Here is a 15,240-nt window from a genome sequence, read left to right as displayed (position 1 = left end):
CATGAAAACACTATTCAACCATGAATAGTGTTTTCAATTGTTAAATATTATATTTAATTTGTTGTTTTTGTTCGTAACGTTCAATTGCTAGGTCTATTAATTTTTCAATTAATTTTGGATATGTTAATCCAGTAGCCTGCCATAATTGAGGATACATACTGAACGGAGTAAATCCAGGCATTGTATTAACTTCATTCATTAATACGCCACCATCTTCTGTTACAAAGAAATCAGCACGAGTTAAGCCTGATCCATCGATTGCTTTGAACGCAACTTCTGCATAATGCTTAATTTTTTCATATGTTTCAGTCTCTACAGGAGCTGGGATAATTAGACCCGTATCGCCACTCTCATATTTTGCAGTATAATCATAAAATTCTACTGATGGTTTGATTTCGCCAACAACAGAACATTCAACTTGATCGTTTCCTAATACAGCAATTTCAATTTCACGGCCAACAATATTTTCTTCAATAATTATTTTACGGTCAAATTGGAATGCTTCTTCAAATGAAGCCATTAATGCTTCACGATTCTTAGCTTTCGTAATACCAACACTTGAACCTAAGTTTGCAGGTTTAACAAATACAGGATAGCCTAATTCTTTCTCGACTACTTCATAGCAAGACTCTGCATTTGATTTCCACTCTGTTTTTAAGAAATGTACATATTTAGCTTGAGGAATTCCAGCCTGAGCAAATAAGTTTTTCATAATCACTTTATCCATACCAGCCGCTGAAGCTAATACACCATTTCCTACATAAGGAATATTTAATAGTTCAAGTAACCCTTGAACTGTTCCATCTTCACCATTTGGTCCATGTAATAATGGGAAAATAACGTCAACTGGGCCAGTTGAATCTTGATTTGAAGCTGCAGGAATAATTGATGAAGTTAACGCGACAGGAGCGATTTCATTTACATGTTGATCTTCATTTGAGAATTTTAAAGCTGCAACACTTTCTACTTTCCCCTCAATTTGTTTCCCTTGTAACCATTCGCCTTGTTCTGTTATATAAATTGGATACACATCAAATTTTGTGTGATCTAAGGCAGAAATAACGGCAAAAGCTGTTTGTAATGATACTTTGTGTTCAGCAGATTTACCGCCATATAATAATCCTAACTTAATCTTCATGATGTTCCCCCTACTATTTTTTGCTCTCCCTATTGTACCACTTTATACAAATGTGTATAAGCATTTATGGGTAGAAACCTATTTTTCTTTACAACATATGCAATGATATCTGTTTTGTGATTTCTTTACAACTAAAAAAAAGCATAGCTCTACTTGAGCTATACTTAGTTTATAGACAAGAATACAAAAACTTGAATTCCAGACTGAGGGCAAGCGTTTTCAGGCAGTCCAAAAAGAGCAATAAGTACTGCTCATTTCACGATTCAACAAAGAAACAAGCGCCCTTAGAACTATTGCGCTATACCCTGTTGATTATCTCTAATCGCTACTTTTTCATCAAGTGAGCGATACATTATTCCTGATAGTACAACTCCTGTTCCTAGAATGATAAAAAGCCATATTCCAAGTTTTAAATCAAATAAAAATCCACCTAATAAAGGTCCAAGAAATCCACCAATCGTCCATTTCATACTACCAACCGCCATATAGGTCGCTCTTAAATCTTCAGGTGCAATATTCGCCACAAATGTCATTTGTACTGGCGACATGACCATTTCCCCAAATGTGTAGTAAATGAAGATCATTGCCAATAAAAATAGAATCATCCATTTACCTAACCCAACTGTAAGTAATAATGGAGGTGCAAGGCCAATCGATAAAATACCTAAGCCAAATAAGATGGTTCCATAAAACATTGTTTTTCCAATTGAACGATTCGATAAATAACTTGAAATCGGAAATTGCAAGAGAACAACTAACAATCCATTAAGCGACATTAAAAATGGGTAAGGATTCCACATACCAAATTGAGATTGAAAGGTTTGTTTAAAATAAAGTGGAAGCATTCCCTCAATTTGTGAGAAACCCATTGAAATAATTACACCTGTAGCTACATAAAAAATTAATAATTTATCAGATCTAATGATTTTCATAACCTTTTTAAAAGGTATTTTCGTTACTTCATTCTTTTCTTTAACATTCTTTTCTGCAGGAAGTGTTTCTTTTAATAGAATTAATTGTGCAATACTATAAAGTCCTAAAGTGATAGCTGCAATATAAAATAAACTGTCTTTTGAAAAGTAAACAACTGAACTTCCTAATAATGGACCAATCACAGTACCTACATTACTTCCAACTCTTAATAATCCATAAGCTTCAGTTCTTTTCTCTGGTTCAGTAACATCAGCCACCATAGCAGAAGCTGCTGGACTAAAGAACGAGTTACTAATACCTAGTAAAATTGATAAAATTAAAAATGCTGTATAGCCTTCTGCTAAAGCAAAGGATACTAAAATAAGAGATGTTCCAAGCGTCGAAAAAACCATCATACGTTTTCGACCATATAAATCTGCTAATCTACCACCAGCCATCGAACCAAATAGTGATGCTATAGGTGAAATTGACATAATAAATCCTACTTTTAGCATTGAATCAACTTTTCCTTCTAGGTATAGTGCAAAAAACGGCATAAGCATCATCATTGCACTACTCGTAATCGTTTCTCCAATCACTCGAATCCACACATTACGATCCATACCTTTTAACTTTTTAAAAAAATTCATCCTTAAGCGGCACCTCCTAGTGCATCATAACTTCCATATTTTAATCGTATCGGAAGAATTTTAAGTTTCAAATTACTTTATACACGTATCCGATAAAATATGTTATACAAAACAAAAGGGCGTTCAAATTGACTTATCGCCATTTGAACACCCACTCTTTTTTTAACTTTTAAACTTGTTCTTTTGAAGAAATTGAGAACATCAATCCCAAAAAAGTACCTAATAGAAATAAGGTTGAACAAGAGCCCATCAATACTATGCTCACCGTTAAGCTTACGCCCGTATGTAAGAAACCGCTTCCAGTGAAGTATAGTAAAAAAAGAATTAGACCAATAAAAAAGGCAATACCAGAATATTGAGTATATGTTTCAACGATTTCATAATCAGTTCGCTTCATAATGATTAACCTCCTGTTTTTCGTCTTTTTGGTGAATTGCAATACCTAATTTGTGACAACTTTGTGACACTTTTATATTAACACACTTATTTCGCAATTGTAAATATTTTCAGAAAACTTTTTAGAAAATATTTTGGACAATATTAAGAAACTAATAATGTGGTTAGACAAATAACATCCCCCTTCTATAATAAACAAACAAAAAACCGAGACGAATAGTCATCTCGGTTCAAATTAAAATTATTTCAATTAGTTCGTATCTAGTTAAATATCCTTAGCGTCTATTTAAGAAAGATACTCTTATAATTACCATAGCCCTCTTCATCCATTTTTTCATACGGAACAAATCTTAGTGCCGCAGAATTTATGCAGTAGCGAAGGCCCTCGGGTCCAGGTCCATCATCAAATACATGCCCTAGATGCGAGTCAGCTTCAGAACTTCTGACTTCAATACGCAACATCCCATGGCTATAGTCCTTCTTCTCTTCAATTTCACCTTTTAGAATCGGCTTTGTAAAACTTGGCCATCCACAGCCTGAATCAAATTTGTCTAATGAACTAAATAAAGGAAGTCCTGATACGATATCAACATAAATTCCTTTTTCTTTATGATTCCAAAACTCATTTCTAAATGGTGGTTCAGTAGCATCTTCCTGAGTAACAGCATACTGAATTGGTGTTAGTCTTTGCTTAAGCTCCTCTTGGCCCGTTTTCCAGTGTTCCTTTAAAAATTTTTGACGACCAGATCCTTTAAAGTAAAGCTGGTAACGAACCGGGTGCTTTTTATAATAATGCTGATGATATTCTTCTGCTTCATAAAATGGTTTTGCAGATAAAATTTCAGTCACAATTGGTTTCTTGAAAACGCCACTTTTCTCTAGTTTATCTTTCGAAGCTAGAGCTTGCTCTTTTTGATTTTCATTGTGAAAAAAAATTGCAGTTTTGTATGAACTACCTCGATCATTAAATTGCCCACCTACATCTGTTGGGTCAATTTGTTGCCAAAATAAGTCCAATAATTTTTCATACGGATAGACTTCCGGATCAAATGTAATTTGAACAGCTTCATAATGACCTGTTAAATGAGTGCATACTTCTTCATATGTCGGGTTTTCTTTTTCCCCACCTGTATAGCCTGAAACAACTTTTATAATGCCGTCCTGTTGATCAAACGGTTTTACCATACACCAAAAACATCCACCAGCAAATGTAGCCAATTCTGTGCCCATACCTTTACTCCTCCTAAAAATTGTCATTAATTATATTTACCATATCTAGAAGGTGATATAAATATTTTTGCTTAAAAAAGTCCAATTGCTATCTTGAAAGAATTAAGATTTGTATGTAAACTTATACGATAATTACACAGGAGGATATAAGATGTTTGAAGAATTTAAAAAGTTTGCTTTAAAAGGAAATGTACTTGATTTAGCAATTGGGGTAATTATTGGGGGTGCTTTTGGTAAGATCGTATCTTCTTTAGTTGCTGATATAATGATGCCAATTTTTGCACTGATCATAGGAAAACAAAACTTTTCTGCTTGGCATTATCATGAAATTAAATATGGCTCATTCATCCAAACAGTAGTCGACTTCCTTATCATCTCAATCTCAGTATTTTTCTTTGTTCGATTAATTAATAGACTTTCATTTAGAAAGAAAGAAGTAGAAGAAGCAAAACCTGTTGTTCCTACTAAAGAAGAAGCTCTACTTATTGAAATACGTGATTTACTAAAAGAACAGGTTTCAAATCAAAAAGGTATAAGCTAAAAGCTTATACCTCAGACTGTTGACAAACGCTCGCTTTCTTNNTCGCGCCTCGAAAGACAAGCACTTGCAATCAGTTTGAAAATCAAGTTTTTAGTATACTTTGTCTACACACTAAGGTATAAGCTAAACGCTTATACCTTTTTGATTTTCCTTAAGACAATATAAAAAACCTCGCACTATACTAAATATAATACGAGGTTAATAAACTATTAGAATTTTCCATAGCCTAAGAAGTGAGAACGAACCCAGCTATTACTTAAGCTGATTACGCTGATCCCTTTGCTTCCAGCATGAACCATTTTATTTCCACCAATGTAAATACCCATATGTGAAGGACCATTAATATAAGTATTTTGTAAGAATACTAGGTCACCAGGTTGTGGAGAACTGATTTTTGTCGCATTGCTCCAATATGTTTTTACATTTCCACGAGAGATGCCATATCCATTATGTGAATATACGTACCAGATGAAACCACTGCAATCAAAACCGCTTGGAGACGTTCCACCAAATACATAAGGTACACCTTGGAATTGTAAAGCATAGTCTACAAGTGAGTTTCCAGTTGCTGCTGGACCATCATCATTTGAATCTGATTTAGGTTTTGAATTTGAATCTGAATTTGAACTAGATTTCGAATCAGAATTTGAACTAGATTTAGTAGCTGGCGTGCTAACGCTGTCATCTTCTTCATCATCGCTAGATAACGCAGCTAACTCAAGAGATTGTTGCTCAAGACGTTGAACTCTTTCATCTTCTTTTGCATTCTCTAATTCTTTAACTGCTAACTTTAAGTTAGCTTCAGCAGTATTTAATGATTTTTGTTTTTCAGCTTGTGATTTTGAAAGTTCACTTTGTTGAGCCACTAAATCTTCTTTTGCTGTTACTAAAGATTCTTTCTTCTGGTCAACAAGTTGTTTTTCTTTTACTACTTCTGCTTGTTCAGACTTTTGTTCTTTAATGATATTTTCATCAGCATCAAATAGTGTTGAAATTGAGTTTACTCGATTAAAGAAATCTACGATTGAATCAGAATTAAATAAAACGTCTGTTACTAGATTAACTTTTGGTTGTTTTTGCATTGCAACTAAACGATCCTCTAATAAATCGTTACGTTTTTGAATTCTGTCTTCTAAATATGTAATTCTTGCTTTTTTATCTTTAATAACTTCTTCTGTTTCAGAAATTTCTGCTTTTTTTGCTTCTATGTTTTGCTTAGTTGTTTTAATTTGTTGATCTATTTTCTCTATCTCGTTGCTTAATTCTTTAAATTGTGATTGGAACTTATCTACTTCAGCTTGCTTTTTTTCAACTTTGCTATCAGCTAATACTGAAGCATTTGGCGCTAATGATAATACTATTGTACTTGCCATCGCCAGCACTGCTAGTTTTTTTCTTAACATTTCAGCGTTTCTCCTCTCGCTAATCTACGTAAATATTTATACCATAGATTCCCGAAGAGAGTCGCAATTGTTACAATATTGTAATATAAATGATAAATATGTCTTTATATGTCGATAAATTATCATCTTTTATTAAAGGAAACGAAATAAAACACTTCTATATTATATAGAAGTGTCAGTATTGATACAAATAACACAAAAACGTTAATTATCTATCTACTAGAGTTTTCGATGTAAACTCTGTCATTTCTAACTAAATCTTCATATGTTTCGCGACGAACTACTTCTCTTGAAACACCCTCTTTAACAAATACTACTGCTGGACGACGGATACGGTTATAATTATTAGCCATTGAGTAGCCATAAGCTCCAGTGCAAGATACAGCTAATACATCATTGGTTTGTACAACAGGTAAGTTACAATCCCAAATTAGCATATCGCCACTTTCGCAGCATTTACCAGCAATCGATACAACTTCTTTGTTCTCATCATTTGCTCGATTTGCAAGCATCGCCTCATATTTTGATCCGTATAGTGCAGGACGAATATTATCAGTCATTCCCCCATCAACAGATACATATTTACGAATTGAAGGAAGAGTTTTTGTTGAACCAATCGTATAAAGTGTTGTTCCAGCTTCACCAACAATACTACGTCCAGGCTCTAACCATAATTCTGGTAATTTGTAGTCTAACTCTTCACATTGTTGTTTTATAATAGTAGTAATTTTTTCTATATGCTTAGCAACAGCTAAAGGCTCATCTTCCGAAGTATAACGAATACCAAAGCCTCCACCTACATTTAATATTTCAGCTGTAAAACCTAAATCATTTTTAAGTCCATTTAAAAAGCTCATTAATACATTGATTGCATGAACAAATCCATCTGGTTCGAAAATTTGAGATCCTATATGTGAATGTACTCCTAATAATTTTAGGTTAGTTGATTTTAAAGAAACTTCCACTGCTTCATTAGCTTGACCAGACATAATATCGAATCCAAATTTAGAGTCTTCTTGACCCGTCATTACATATTCATGTGTATGTGCTTCAACACCTGGCGTAACACGTAATAAGATTGATACTTCTTCATTACGTTGTTCAGCTAAGGCCTGTAATACTTCTAGCTCAAAGAAATTATCGACTACAAAACAACCGATTTTTGCATTTAAAGCTTCGTCAATTTCTTCAATTGTTTTGTTGTTTCCGTGAAAGTGAATTTTCTCAGCTGGATAACCTGCTTGCAATGCTGTATATAACTCTCCACCAGAAACAACATCTAGACATAGACCTTCTCTTTCTATTAAGCGGGCTTGTTCAACACATAGAAACGCTTTACTCGCGTAAGCAACCTGATATTTCATTCCCGTTTCTCTTAAAGCTTCATGGAATTCCTTACATTTTGATTCAATTAATGCTTCGTCATAAATGTATAGAGGGGTACCGTAATTTTTTACTAAATCTACAGTATCACAACCTCCGATTTCTAAATGTCCTTCATTATTAATTCGACTATTACCATGTAAATACATTCGTGTTCTCCCTTCAAATCAAATGTAAGATCATTCTAAGAAGCTTCCTTCAATGTATTAGTGTATTAAAAAAGACACATGAAGGATATGTTCATGTGCCTATCGCTTTTAAAAAAGGACTTAGCCAATCACATCTCTTCAATAGCTCTTCACAAACACATGTGACAGTACTACATTTATTAAATGTAGTCCCAGAAATAAAATGTGTGGCAATTTATTTCTTCGGCATAGGATCCTTTCTCATTTCGTCATAGAACCCACAGTTCTCTAAAATGATACTCATATACAATGCAACCTCTACGAATAGACTGTTATTTTTTATATTAGTCTATGTATAACACAGTCTAAAAATAGATGTCAAACCATTTTTGAATAATATTGTCGATTTATATTCACTTCATACACACAGCTTTTCCTTTTCAAAATAATATCTATAATATAGAATATGTTTTATGCGAGAGAAAAGGTGATTCAAAAATGAAAAATCATTTCAAAAATTATAAATTAAATCTAAAAAAAAACAAACCACTAACAAACTGTTAGTGGTTTTTCTTTTTTGTTGCCTTATTACAAAACTCTTAACTTAAGTAGAAAAAATTGGACAGGGGTGAATAGATTGCGTTCAAGCAAAATAGCAGTACTCTCAATATGTAGTAACACATTCATCGTTTTATTAAAATTAATTGTCGGGATTTTTACTGGTTCCGTAGCAATTATCTCTGAAGCAATTCATTCTTTATTGGACTTAGTTGCTTCAGTCATTGCCTTTTTCTCTGTAAGGATTTCAAACAGACCACCTGATAAGGAACATCCTTATGGTCATGGTAAGTTTGAAAATATTTCAGGTACAGTCGAAACAATCTTAATATTTATAGCTGGTATTTGGATTATCATTGAATCTGTTGAAAAGCTACTTCATCCTACCCCAATTAAGATGCCAATTATCGGTGTTGTCGTCATGTTAATTGGAGCGTTAATCAATTGGAGAGTAGGAAAAATCGTTCAAAAAGTAGGAAATGATACTCATTCTGTTGCAATGCAATCAAACGCTTTGCATTTATTAACAGACGTTTATTCATCACTCGGAGTTGCAATAAGTTTAATTTTAGTCAGTCTTACTGGTTGGGATTTTCTCGATGCATTGATTGGAATTGGAATCGCAATTTATATAATGAAAGAATCAATCGAACTTGGACGTAAGTCGTTTACCCCCCTACTTGATACTGGGCTTTCTATAAATGAATTAAAACAAATCGAAAATGTATTATATTCTTTTAAATCCCAATTTATCGAATACCATGACTTACGCACGAGACGTTCGGGTGCTGAGGAGCATATAGATTTCCATTTAGTATTACCATCTCACATGAGCATTGAAGAAGCCCATATACTATGTGACAAAATAGAAGAAGAAATAAAACAGGTTTTAGTAGATCCTAAAATATTAATCCATGTCGAACCAGAAAATGAAAGAATACAAAAACTTGATTTCATAAATACAGCATCTAGAGAAAAGCAGGAATTGCAAGGAGTAGGAAATTCATTAAAAGGATAAATGGACATTAGAAAACCCCACAAGGATTTTATAACTTGTGGGGTTCATTCTATTTTTAGGACATTTACTAAATAATAATTTCATCGGAGGGTTGCTCTGAATCGTCTCCTTTTAATTTTTGAGCTCTCATCGTAACCATTGCATAGCCGATCGCCATAATTATGCCAAAAACATATCCACCAACTGTAAAGATAATTGTACGTGAGTAATATGCTTTTAATCCATACGTATCAACCATCCACCATTGTGCAACAGCAAATACGATATCTTTAATAATCCATGCGATAAACAAGTACTGGAACACTTTGAATAGTGAAGGATGTTTATATAATTTTTTACTTTCTTCACGATCTTGTCCCTGTATTGCAGCAATATCAATCATAAAATAAAATGGTAATGGCTTTTTCAAAGCCATTAAAACTAAAAATACAACTACAACACCAAAGTGATAATACACATTGTACAAAATTAAGTTTTTCGCAGAACCTAATGCCATTAAATCAACGGCAGTACTTACAGTTAATGTTGAGATAATAAATATACCTGTAACATTAAACTGTTTAGTATACCAAAAACGAAATAAAGTATATAAGATCCCTGGAACCGTCGGTAAGAGCATCGCCCAATAGTCACTAAAATAGTGTTGTAAAACTTTATATAAAACAAGCGGAAATACTAAATACAAAATTAGATCGTAAATAATTAAATTACTTTCTTTCTTCATTTATACAACCTCGTTTTTTTAGGCCTTTTTCGTCATAATCATTGCTAGTTAATATTATTATTAATGTTACTAAAAAACAAAAATCAATTAGAAAGTGCCATATTTTATTTTGAATTACCACAATTTTCAAACTATCAAAATGACAAATTGTTAAACATGATTATAACAAAAAAATCCAGGAGCATAAACTCCTAGATTTCACGCTGTTGAAAAACAACCTTGTCAATTAAATAACCAAATTTCCGTAAAAGGAATAGAGTGATGTTGATTTCCACTACAGGATGCTCGCTTTCCATGGGGCGAGATTCTTTAGCCTTCCCGCTAATCCCATAGGAGTCGAGCATCCCTTTTGTACCAATCAACTTATTCATCAAAAAAAGTCTATAATAAAAACCTAATAAAATAGCTTTTACTTAGAGTATCCTAACAGTTGTTTATTAATCAGTTTTTAGGTTAATTAATATCGAACACTTAAAAAAATAAAACTAATCAAATTGAATTTTTTTCTTAAAATTAGCTCATAATTTTTTATCTTCTGAAAAAAACCATTTCTAGTGTTATTGGAATCATAAAATTGCCCAAACATATTAACATTTAAAACCTGTAAAAGATCATGCAAAAAATGATAATTTCATCGTTAAATAATGTTCGTTTAATGTCCGTTTTCCCTATTGACCATTTTATATTTCAACACTCTGAAATTTATGAGCATAAACTCCTAGATTTAATGTACGGTAAAATGTCAGAAAATAACTCTACTGGCCAAGTGATCTTTTTAAACCGTTTATTAATCCGGCATGTAGCCCTTCATGGAAAATGTTAAAGCTAATCATGTCTCGAACTGTCTTTATTTCAAAACTACCTAGTTTCATCTCTTTTGAAATGATTTCATCTAAGCGCCCTTCATATGTAGAAATAACTTGTTCAACTTGCTTTTCTAATAAAGTAACAATTTCCTCATATGATGGTGGCTCCGCTTGCCAGTCACCTGGTTTAGTCCCACCCTTGAAAAAATTAATGAATTCCTTTGGAAGTTTCCCAGCATCACCAGTGTTAGCATAAAGTAATTGCTCATATGCCCCTAGCACATGACCTGCATTCCAAAGAATATTATTATTGAATCCTGCTGGTATTACATCTACAGCTTCTTTTGCAACAGAACCAAGAACTTTCAATGTATAAACCCTTGTAAACCTAAGTTGTTCAAAAATAGCATCTGCCATCTTGATCCCTCCAAATAATTTTATTACTGATATAATCGTATCACGAAATTGGAATATTTTTCATGAAAACATGAACAGATGACTGTTTTTAACGTTAATTTAAGAAACAAAAAAAGAGCCTCAATAGTGAGACTCTCTCCAGTCTTATTAACTATCAATCACTTAAAATAATACCATTGATCCTGGACCAGTGAGCAATAACCCTACTGCAGCTGCAATAATTAATAGATTAAACTCAAATCCGTTCGAAGTATTCCAGAATCCGTTCTTTATATGAACCTTTAATACTGCTACTGCCATCACTACTATTATCAACCATGCTCCTATTTCTGTATATACACCAGCCGCTACAAAGAATCCACCTACGATTTCTGCTGCTCCTGTTATAAAAGCAAAAAATGCCCCAGGTTTGATTCCAATCGACTCTAACCATTGTCCAGTTCCTTTAATACCGTAACCACCAAACCAACCAAATACTTTCTGCACCCCGTGACCTAATAAAATAATACCTAAAACAAGTCGAATAACTAATAGGCCTTCATCAAGCATATCTCCACCTCAATTCTCTTTAATTTGAGATATTTAGTGCATAATTATTTTTATTCATTTTTTGACATGTTTATGACCTTTATTATTAATTTTTAAAAAATGAATCAGCTTTCTTGTATTTGAGGAATAGAATACTATAACAGAAGATTTTCTAACTTAAAAGGAGAGCATACATCATGAAAAAAGTCGTTCCACTAACTGTAATCGGCTTTTGGATTTTAATGCTACTACTCGCCATTCGATATCATTTATTTCATTTATCATTGCAAGATATAAAACATTTTATTGCTAATTCTTCCATCAACCCAATGCTATTATTTGTCGCTATTTTCTGTGCAAGAATCTTTCTATTCATTCCTAGCTCTGTATTAATTGTAGTAGGTAGCTTGTTTTTTCACACGTTTGAAACCATTCTCTTATCATTAATCGGAATGGCCATCACAGAAACAATTATTTACCTATTAAGTAGAAGTATATTAAGTGATTCGATCCAGCAATTCATGGAGAATAAATATCCCTCTCTATTTGAAGAGCTTATTTCGAACCGAAAGAGATACTTATTCTTAACAGTTGCAACTCCACTAGCTCCAACAGATGGTGCATGCTTTATCGCAGCCTCCACCAATATGAAATACTTGCCCTATATTGCAATTGTGTTTGCTGGTAATATTCCGATTGCAGTTCTTTATACGTTATACGGAAATTTCTTGCTTGGCTCACCATGGATTACAATCTGTATTACTGCTACAATCTTAGTCGGATTTTTCATTTACATTTCTTTAAAAAAGAGACAAAAAAAGGATACACATTTCTCAGCCTAAACTTTTTCAAACTAAGTATTTTAAAAAATTGTTAATAAATAAATCGATTTTTATATATAAATTAAACTATACTAAGATTAATTAAAACTTTTTTAAGAAATCGAGGTAAAAAGATGGAAACAAATAAGATTTTGTCCTCATTATGTTATTTTAGCGTATTCTTCGCACCTTTTTTATTCCCTATAATTGTTTATTTCGTTGCAAAGGATCAACAACTAAAATCGCATTCTAAACGAGCATTTTTTTCACATATACTCCCATTTCTAACGATTATTATTTTAGCGATTATTTCCCTTTTCACTTTTAATACTTTTGGTGATGGTGCAGGTTTTGCTCTTATCGGTGGATTTATATTAGCATTCATTGTTAATTTAATTGTCTTTATATGGAATATTGTTCAAGGTATTAAAGTATTGATGTAAATTCGTCATGTTTTCTACATTATTTCTCAGGAAATTTTCAATTTCGACAAACGTAATTATTCTTAATAAGTAAAAAGGCAATGTAATATTAAACCATTACATTGCCTTTTTTTATTATTCACTTTGTGTTACATAAGCTTCTTTTGAATTAGTTCGTTTAATTGATTTCTTAATCATTAATGATAAAGATAAGATGCAGGTAATTAAAATGGAGCTAGTTAAAGCTATTTGCGATGTTGTTAAAGAGAAAAATTTAGCCAAATAGACAGAGTATGAAAGTAGAGATGATGTAATTAATTTTGAAATCGAAGCAATTAAAAGAAACTTTTTGAAAGATACTTTACTAATTCCTGCCCCGACACAAATAATTTCATCAGGTAAAATCGGAATGATAAACATTAAAGTTAAAATAATTGTTTCATTTTTTTTGACATATTCCTGGTATTTTTTTAACTGTCTTTCTTTAACAAACTTTAAAACTAATTTAAGTCCACCTATTCTTGCTAAGAAATACATAATGACAATACCTAAAGTTGAACCTAAGAATCCAATTAACGCTCCTGTAAACGATCCGATTACAGCACTACCCGCAGGAATAGTAAGTGCTTCTGGTAAAGGTAAAAAAATCGGTTGAAATAAACAGATTAAGAAAAATAATAACTTTGCAGTTGTAATATGATTGGTTAATACTCGCTCAACTCCGTACTTATCTACGAATATTAGAAATTGACTAGCATAAAATAGAATTCCAACTACTGATATACAAAGTAGTAAACTAATGAATACTATCTTTGTAACCTTTAAAAACTTTTTATGATTCGATACAACTAGATAGAAATCTAGTAGCAGAATTCCCATGATTGCAAAAATAAATGATATTTTATAGATCGTTACGACAGTAGGTAAACTAGTGACTAATATTAAGATTGATATTGTAGCTAATACTATGTGTAACGTAATTTCTTTCATTGTATTAAACTGTTTATTTTCTTTCTTCAATGTTATCAACTCCTATACTACTGCTTGACCGTTCTTCAGTATTTTTCGTTACTCTAATCGTAACGATTTAATATACAGTTTAAAACGCACTTAAGTATTAAACTTAGTAAGTCTTAGGTCTTACATTAAGGAAGTTTTTTTAAAATGAATTTATATTCAAATATTCAACATTTATGATAAAATGCCTCTATGGTTTTATATAGAAAATAAATATTTTATGATAATCAAACGGCCTCATTCGATTAAATAAAAAAACGACTGTCATCTTTTTGACAGTCGTTTTGTTTTATTATTTAATTAAAAATCAAAATTGTCTGGGTCTGGACCAACACGGTGGTTTTGGTTCAGAGAGTTGATTTGGTTCATATCTTCTTCTGTTAGTTCAAAATCTAAAATATTTGCGTTTTCTTGAATGCGGTGTTCTTTGATTGATTTTGGTATGATCACTACACCGTTTTGTAAATGCCATCGTAATACAACTTGAGCAATTGATTTATTATGTTTGTTTGCTATTTGTAGTAATGTTTCATTTTCAAATAATTGTCCTTGCATTAATGGAGCCCATGCTTCTACTTGAATTGAGTTTGCTTTTAAAAATTCTCTTAGTTCAACTTGACTTAACATAGGATGTAACTCAACTTGATTGATCATAGGCATTATTTCAGCATTCGCCATTACTTCTTTCAAGTGATGAATTTGGAAGTTACTCATTCCAATTGCTTTTACTTTTCCATTTTTGTATAGTGTTTCAAGTGCTTTCCATGATTCAACATATTTACCTTCTACAGGCCAGTGGATTAAATATAGATCTAAATAATCAAGACCTAGTTTTTTCAAACTTAATTCGAAAGCATCGATAGTTGATTGGTAGCCTAGATCAGCATTCCATACCTTTGATGTAATAAATAAGTCTTCACGTTTTAGACCATTTTCTTCAAGAGCTTCTCTAATTCCTTGCCCCACACCTTCTTCGTTTTGATAAATCGCTGCAGTATCGATACTACGGTACCCATTTCGTATTGCAGCTTTTACAGAATCAATTACGACTTGTCCATCTTCTACTTGGAAAACTCCTAACCCAATTACTGGCATTTCTAAACCATTATTTAATTTAACTAAATTATTCATTTTATTTCTCCCTTTTT

15 protein-coding genes and 1 riboswitch are annotated in these 15,240 nt (G+C 32.4%); of the genes, 4 read left to right on the top strand and 11 right to left on the bottom strand.

Features of this window, described 5'->3' with window-relative positions:
• Positions 1-40: 40 nt before the first annotated feature.
• The 4 genes from COJ46_RS23450 to msrA form a co-directional block, all read right to left on the bottom strand.
• On the bottom strand, positions 41-1,141 hold the full coding sequence (locus tag COJ46_RS23450; RefSeq protein WP_141437846.1) for a D-alanine--D-alanine ligase: 1,101 nt from the start codon (positions 1,139-1,141) through the stop codon (positions 41-43).
• Positions 1,142-1,428: 287 nt separating this feature from the next.
• Positions 1,429-2,700: an MDR family MFS transporter gene (locus COJ46_RS23445; protein ID WP_097978936.1), complete on the bottom strand. Its 1,272-nt coding sequence runs from the start codon at positions 2,698-2,700 to the stop codon at positions 1,429-1,431.
• A 169-nt stretch (positions 2,701-2,869) separates the two neighbouring features.
• Complete coding sequence (locus COJ46_RS23440; protein ID WP_097978935.1) at positions 2,870-3,097, bottom strand: hypothetical protein; 228 nt, start codon at positions 3,095-3,097, stop codon at positions 2,870-2,872.
• A 281-nt stretch (positions 3,098-3,378) separates the two neighbouring features.
• Positions 3,379-4,326, bottom strand: a complete 948-nt coding sequence (msrA, locus tag COJ46_RS23435) for a peptide-methionine (S)-S-oxide reductase MsrA (protein ID WP_286145541.1) — start codon at positions 4,324-4,326, stop codon at positions 3,379-3,381.
• 151 nt (positions 4,327-4,477) lie between these two features.
• On the opposite strand from msrA, the gene mscL reads away from it, so the two are divergent.
• Entirely contained in the window at positions 4,478-4,867 is a 390-nt protein-coding gene (gene mscL / locus COJ46_RS23430; protein ID WP_098566395.1) for a large conductance mechanosensitive channel protein MscL, read from the top strand.
• A gap of 209 nt (positions 4,868-5,076) precedes the next feature.
• Here mscL and COJ46_RS23425 read toward each other — a convergent pair whose 3' ends face one another.
• Together COJ46_RS23425 and lysA are read right to left on the bottom strand one after the other, a co-directional pair.
• Positions 5,077-6,270, bottom strand: a complete 1,194-nt coding sequence (locus COJ46_RS23425) for a C40 family peptidase (RefSeq protein WP_098566394.1) — start codon at positions 6,268-6,270, stop codon at positions 5,077-5,079.
• A gap of 212 nt (positions 6,271-6,482) precedes the next feature.
• A complete protein-coding gene (gene lysA, locus COJ46_RS23420) occupies positions 6,483-7,802 on the bottom strand; it encodes a diaminopimelate decarboxylase (protein WP_098566393.1) in 1,320 nt (439 codons plus the stop codon).
• A 134-nt stretch (positions 7,803-7,936) separates the two neighbouring features.
• Positions 7,937-8,110, bottom strand: a riboswitch (Lysine riboswitch).
• 308 nt (positions 8,111-8,418) lie between these two features.
• On the opposite strand from lysA, the gene COJ46_RS23415 reads away from it, so the two are divergent.
• Entirely contained in the window at positions 8,419-9,357 is a 939-nt protein-coding gene (locus COJ46_RS23415) for a cation diffusion facilitator family transporter (protein WP_098566392.1), read from the top strand.
• A 67-nt stretch (positions 9,358-9,424) separates the two neighbouring features.
• On the opposite strand, the gene COJ46_RS23410 is transcribed toward COJ46_RS23415, so the two are convergent.
• The 3 genes from COJ46_RS23410 to COJ46_RS23400 form a co-directional block, all read right to left on the bottom strand.
• Complete coding sequence (locus COJ46_RS23410; protein WP_097978929.1) at positions 9,425-10,081, bottom strand: VC0807 family protein; 657 nt, start codon at positions 10,079-10,081, stop codon at positions 9,425-9,427.
• Between the two features lie 755 nt (positions 10,082-10,836).
• Entirely contained in the window at positions 10,837-11,304 is a 468-nt protein-coding gene (locus COJ46_RS23405) for a DinB family protein (protein WP_098566391.1), read from the bottom strand.
• 162 nt (positions 11,305-11,466) lie between these two features.
• A complete protein-coding gene (locus COJ46_RS23400) occupies positions 11,467-11,853 on the bottom strand; it encodes a DoxX family protein (protein WP_097978520.1) in 387 nt (128 codons plus the stop codon).
• A 176-nt stretch (positions 11,854-12,029) separates the two neighbouring features.
• Here COJ46_RS23400 and COJ46_RS23395 point away from each other — a divergent pair, with 176 nt between their 5' ends.
• Both COJ46_RS23395 and COJ46_RS23390 read left to right on the top strand, forming a co-directional pair.
• Entirely contained in the window at positions 12,030-12,674 is a 645-nt protein-coding gene (locus tag COJ46_RS23395; protein WP_097978519.1) for a TVP38/TMEM64 family protein, read from the top strand.
• 113 nt (positions 12,675-12,787) lie between these two features.
• Positions 12,788-13,096: a magnetosome magnetite crystal formation protein family gene (locus COJ46_RS23390; protein WP_069033916.1), complete on the top strand. Its 309-nt coding sequence runs from the start codon at positions 12,788-12,790 to the stop codon at positions 13,094-13,096.
• 114 nt (positions 13,097-13,210) lie between these two features.
• Here the strand turns inward: COJ46_RS23390 and COJ46_RS23385 are convergent, their stop codons facing one another.
• Together COJ46_RS23385 and COJ46_RS23380 are read right to left on the bottom strand one after the other, a co-directional pair.
• On the bottom strand, positions 13,211-14,095 hold the full coding sequence (locus tag COJ46_RS23385; RefSeq protein WP_098566390.1) for a TVP38/TMEM64 family protein: 885 nt from the start codon (positions 14,093-14,095) through the stop codon (positions 13,211-13,213).
• 297 nt (positions 14,096-14,392) lie between these two features.
• Positions 14,393-15,223 carry an aldo/keto reductase gene (locus tag COJ46_RS23380; RefSeq protein WP_097978517.1) on the bottom strand — a complete coding sequence of 277 codons (831 nt, stop codon included), beginning with the start codon at positions 15,221-15,223 and terminating at the stop codon, positions 14,393-14,395.
• Between the last annotated feature and the right edge of the window lie 17 nt (positions 15,224-15,240).

Origin of the sequence: Bacillus sp. AFS077874 (genome assembly GCF_002566505.1) — a bacterium.
In the GTDB taxonomy this organism is placed as follows: Bacteria; Bacillota; Bacilli; order Bacillales; family Bacillaceae_G; genus Gottfriedia.
Note: the sequence above shows the minus strand (reverse complement) of the source record. Positions and strands in the feature narration are given on the sequence as shown.

What these genes read in the sequence shown, in the direction of transcription:
- COJ46_RS23400 (WP_097978520.1), bottom strand. Translation starts at nt 11,853, where the DNA reads ATGCTTGATGAAGGCCTATTAGTTATTCGACTTGTTTTAGGTATTATT.
- COJ46_RS23395 (WP_097978519.1), top strand. Translation starts at nt 12,030, where the DNA reads ATGAAAAAAGTCGTTCCACTAACTGTAATCGGCTTTTGGATTTTAATG.
- COJ46_RS23405 (WP_098566391.1), bottom strand. Translation starts at nt 11,304, where the DNA reads ATGGCAGATGCTATTTTTGAACAACTTAGGTTTACAAGGGTTTATACA.
- COJ46_RS23390 (WP_069033916.1), top strand. Translation starts at nt 12,788, where the DNA reads ATGGAAACAAATAAGATTTTGTCCTCATTATGTTATTTTAGCGTATTC.
- mscL (WP_098566395.1), top strand. Translation starts at nt 4,478, where the DNA reads ATGTTTGAAGAATTTAAAAAGTTTGCTTTAAAAGGAAATGTACTTGAT.
- COJ46_RS23425 (WP_098566394.1), bottom strand. Translation starts at nt 6,270, where the DNA reads ATGTTAAGAAAAAAACTAGCAGTGCTGGCGATGGCAAGTACAATAGTA.
- COJ46_RS23440 (WP_097978935.1), bottom strand. Translation starts at nt 3,097, where the DNA reads ATGAAGCGAACTGATTATGAAATCGTTGAAACATATACTCAATATTCT.
- msrA (WP_286145541.1), bottom strand. Translation starts at nt 4,326, where the DNA reads ATGGGCACAGAATTGGCTACATTTGCTGGTGGATGTTTTTGGTGTATG.
- COJ46_RS23380 (WP_097978517.1), bottom strand. Translation starts at nt 15,223, where the DNA reads ATGAATAATTTAGTTAAATTAAATAATGGTTTAGAAATGCCAGTAATT.
- COJ46_RS23445 (WP_097978936.1), bottom strand. Translation starts at nt 2,700, where the DNA reads ATGAATTTTTTTAAAAAGTTAAAAGGTATGGATCGTAATGTGTGGATT.
- lysA (WP_098566393.1), bottom strand. Translation starts at nt 7,802, where the DNA reads ATGTATTTACATGGTAATAGTCGAATTAATAATGAAGGACATTTAGAA.
- COJ46_RS23410 (WP_097978929.1), bottom strand. Translation starts at nt 10,081, where the DNA reads ATGAAGAAAGAAAGTAATTTAATTATTTACGATCTAATTTTGTATTTA.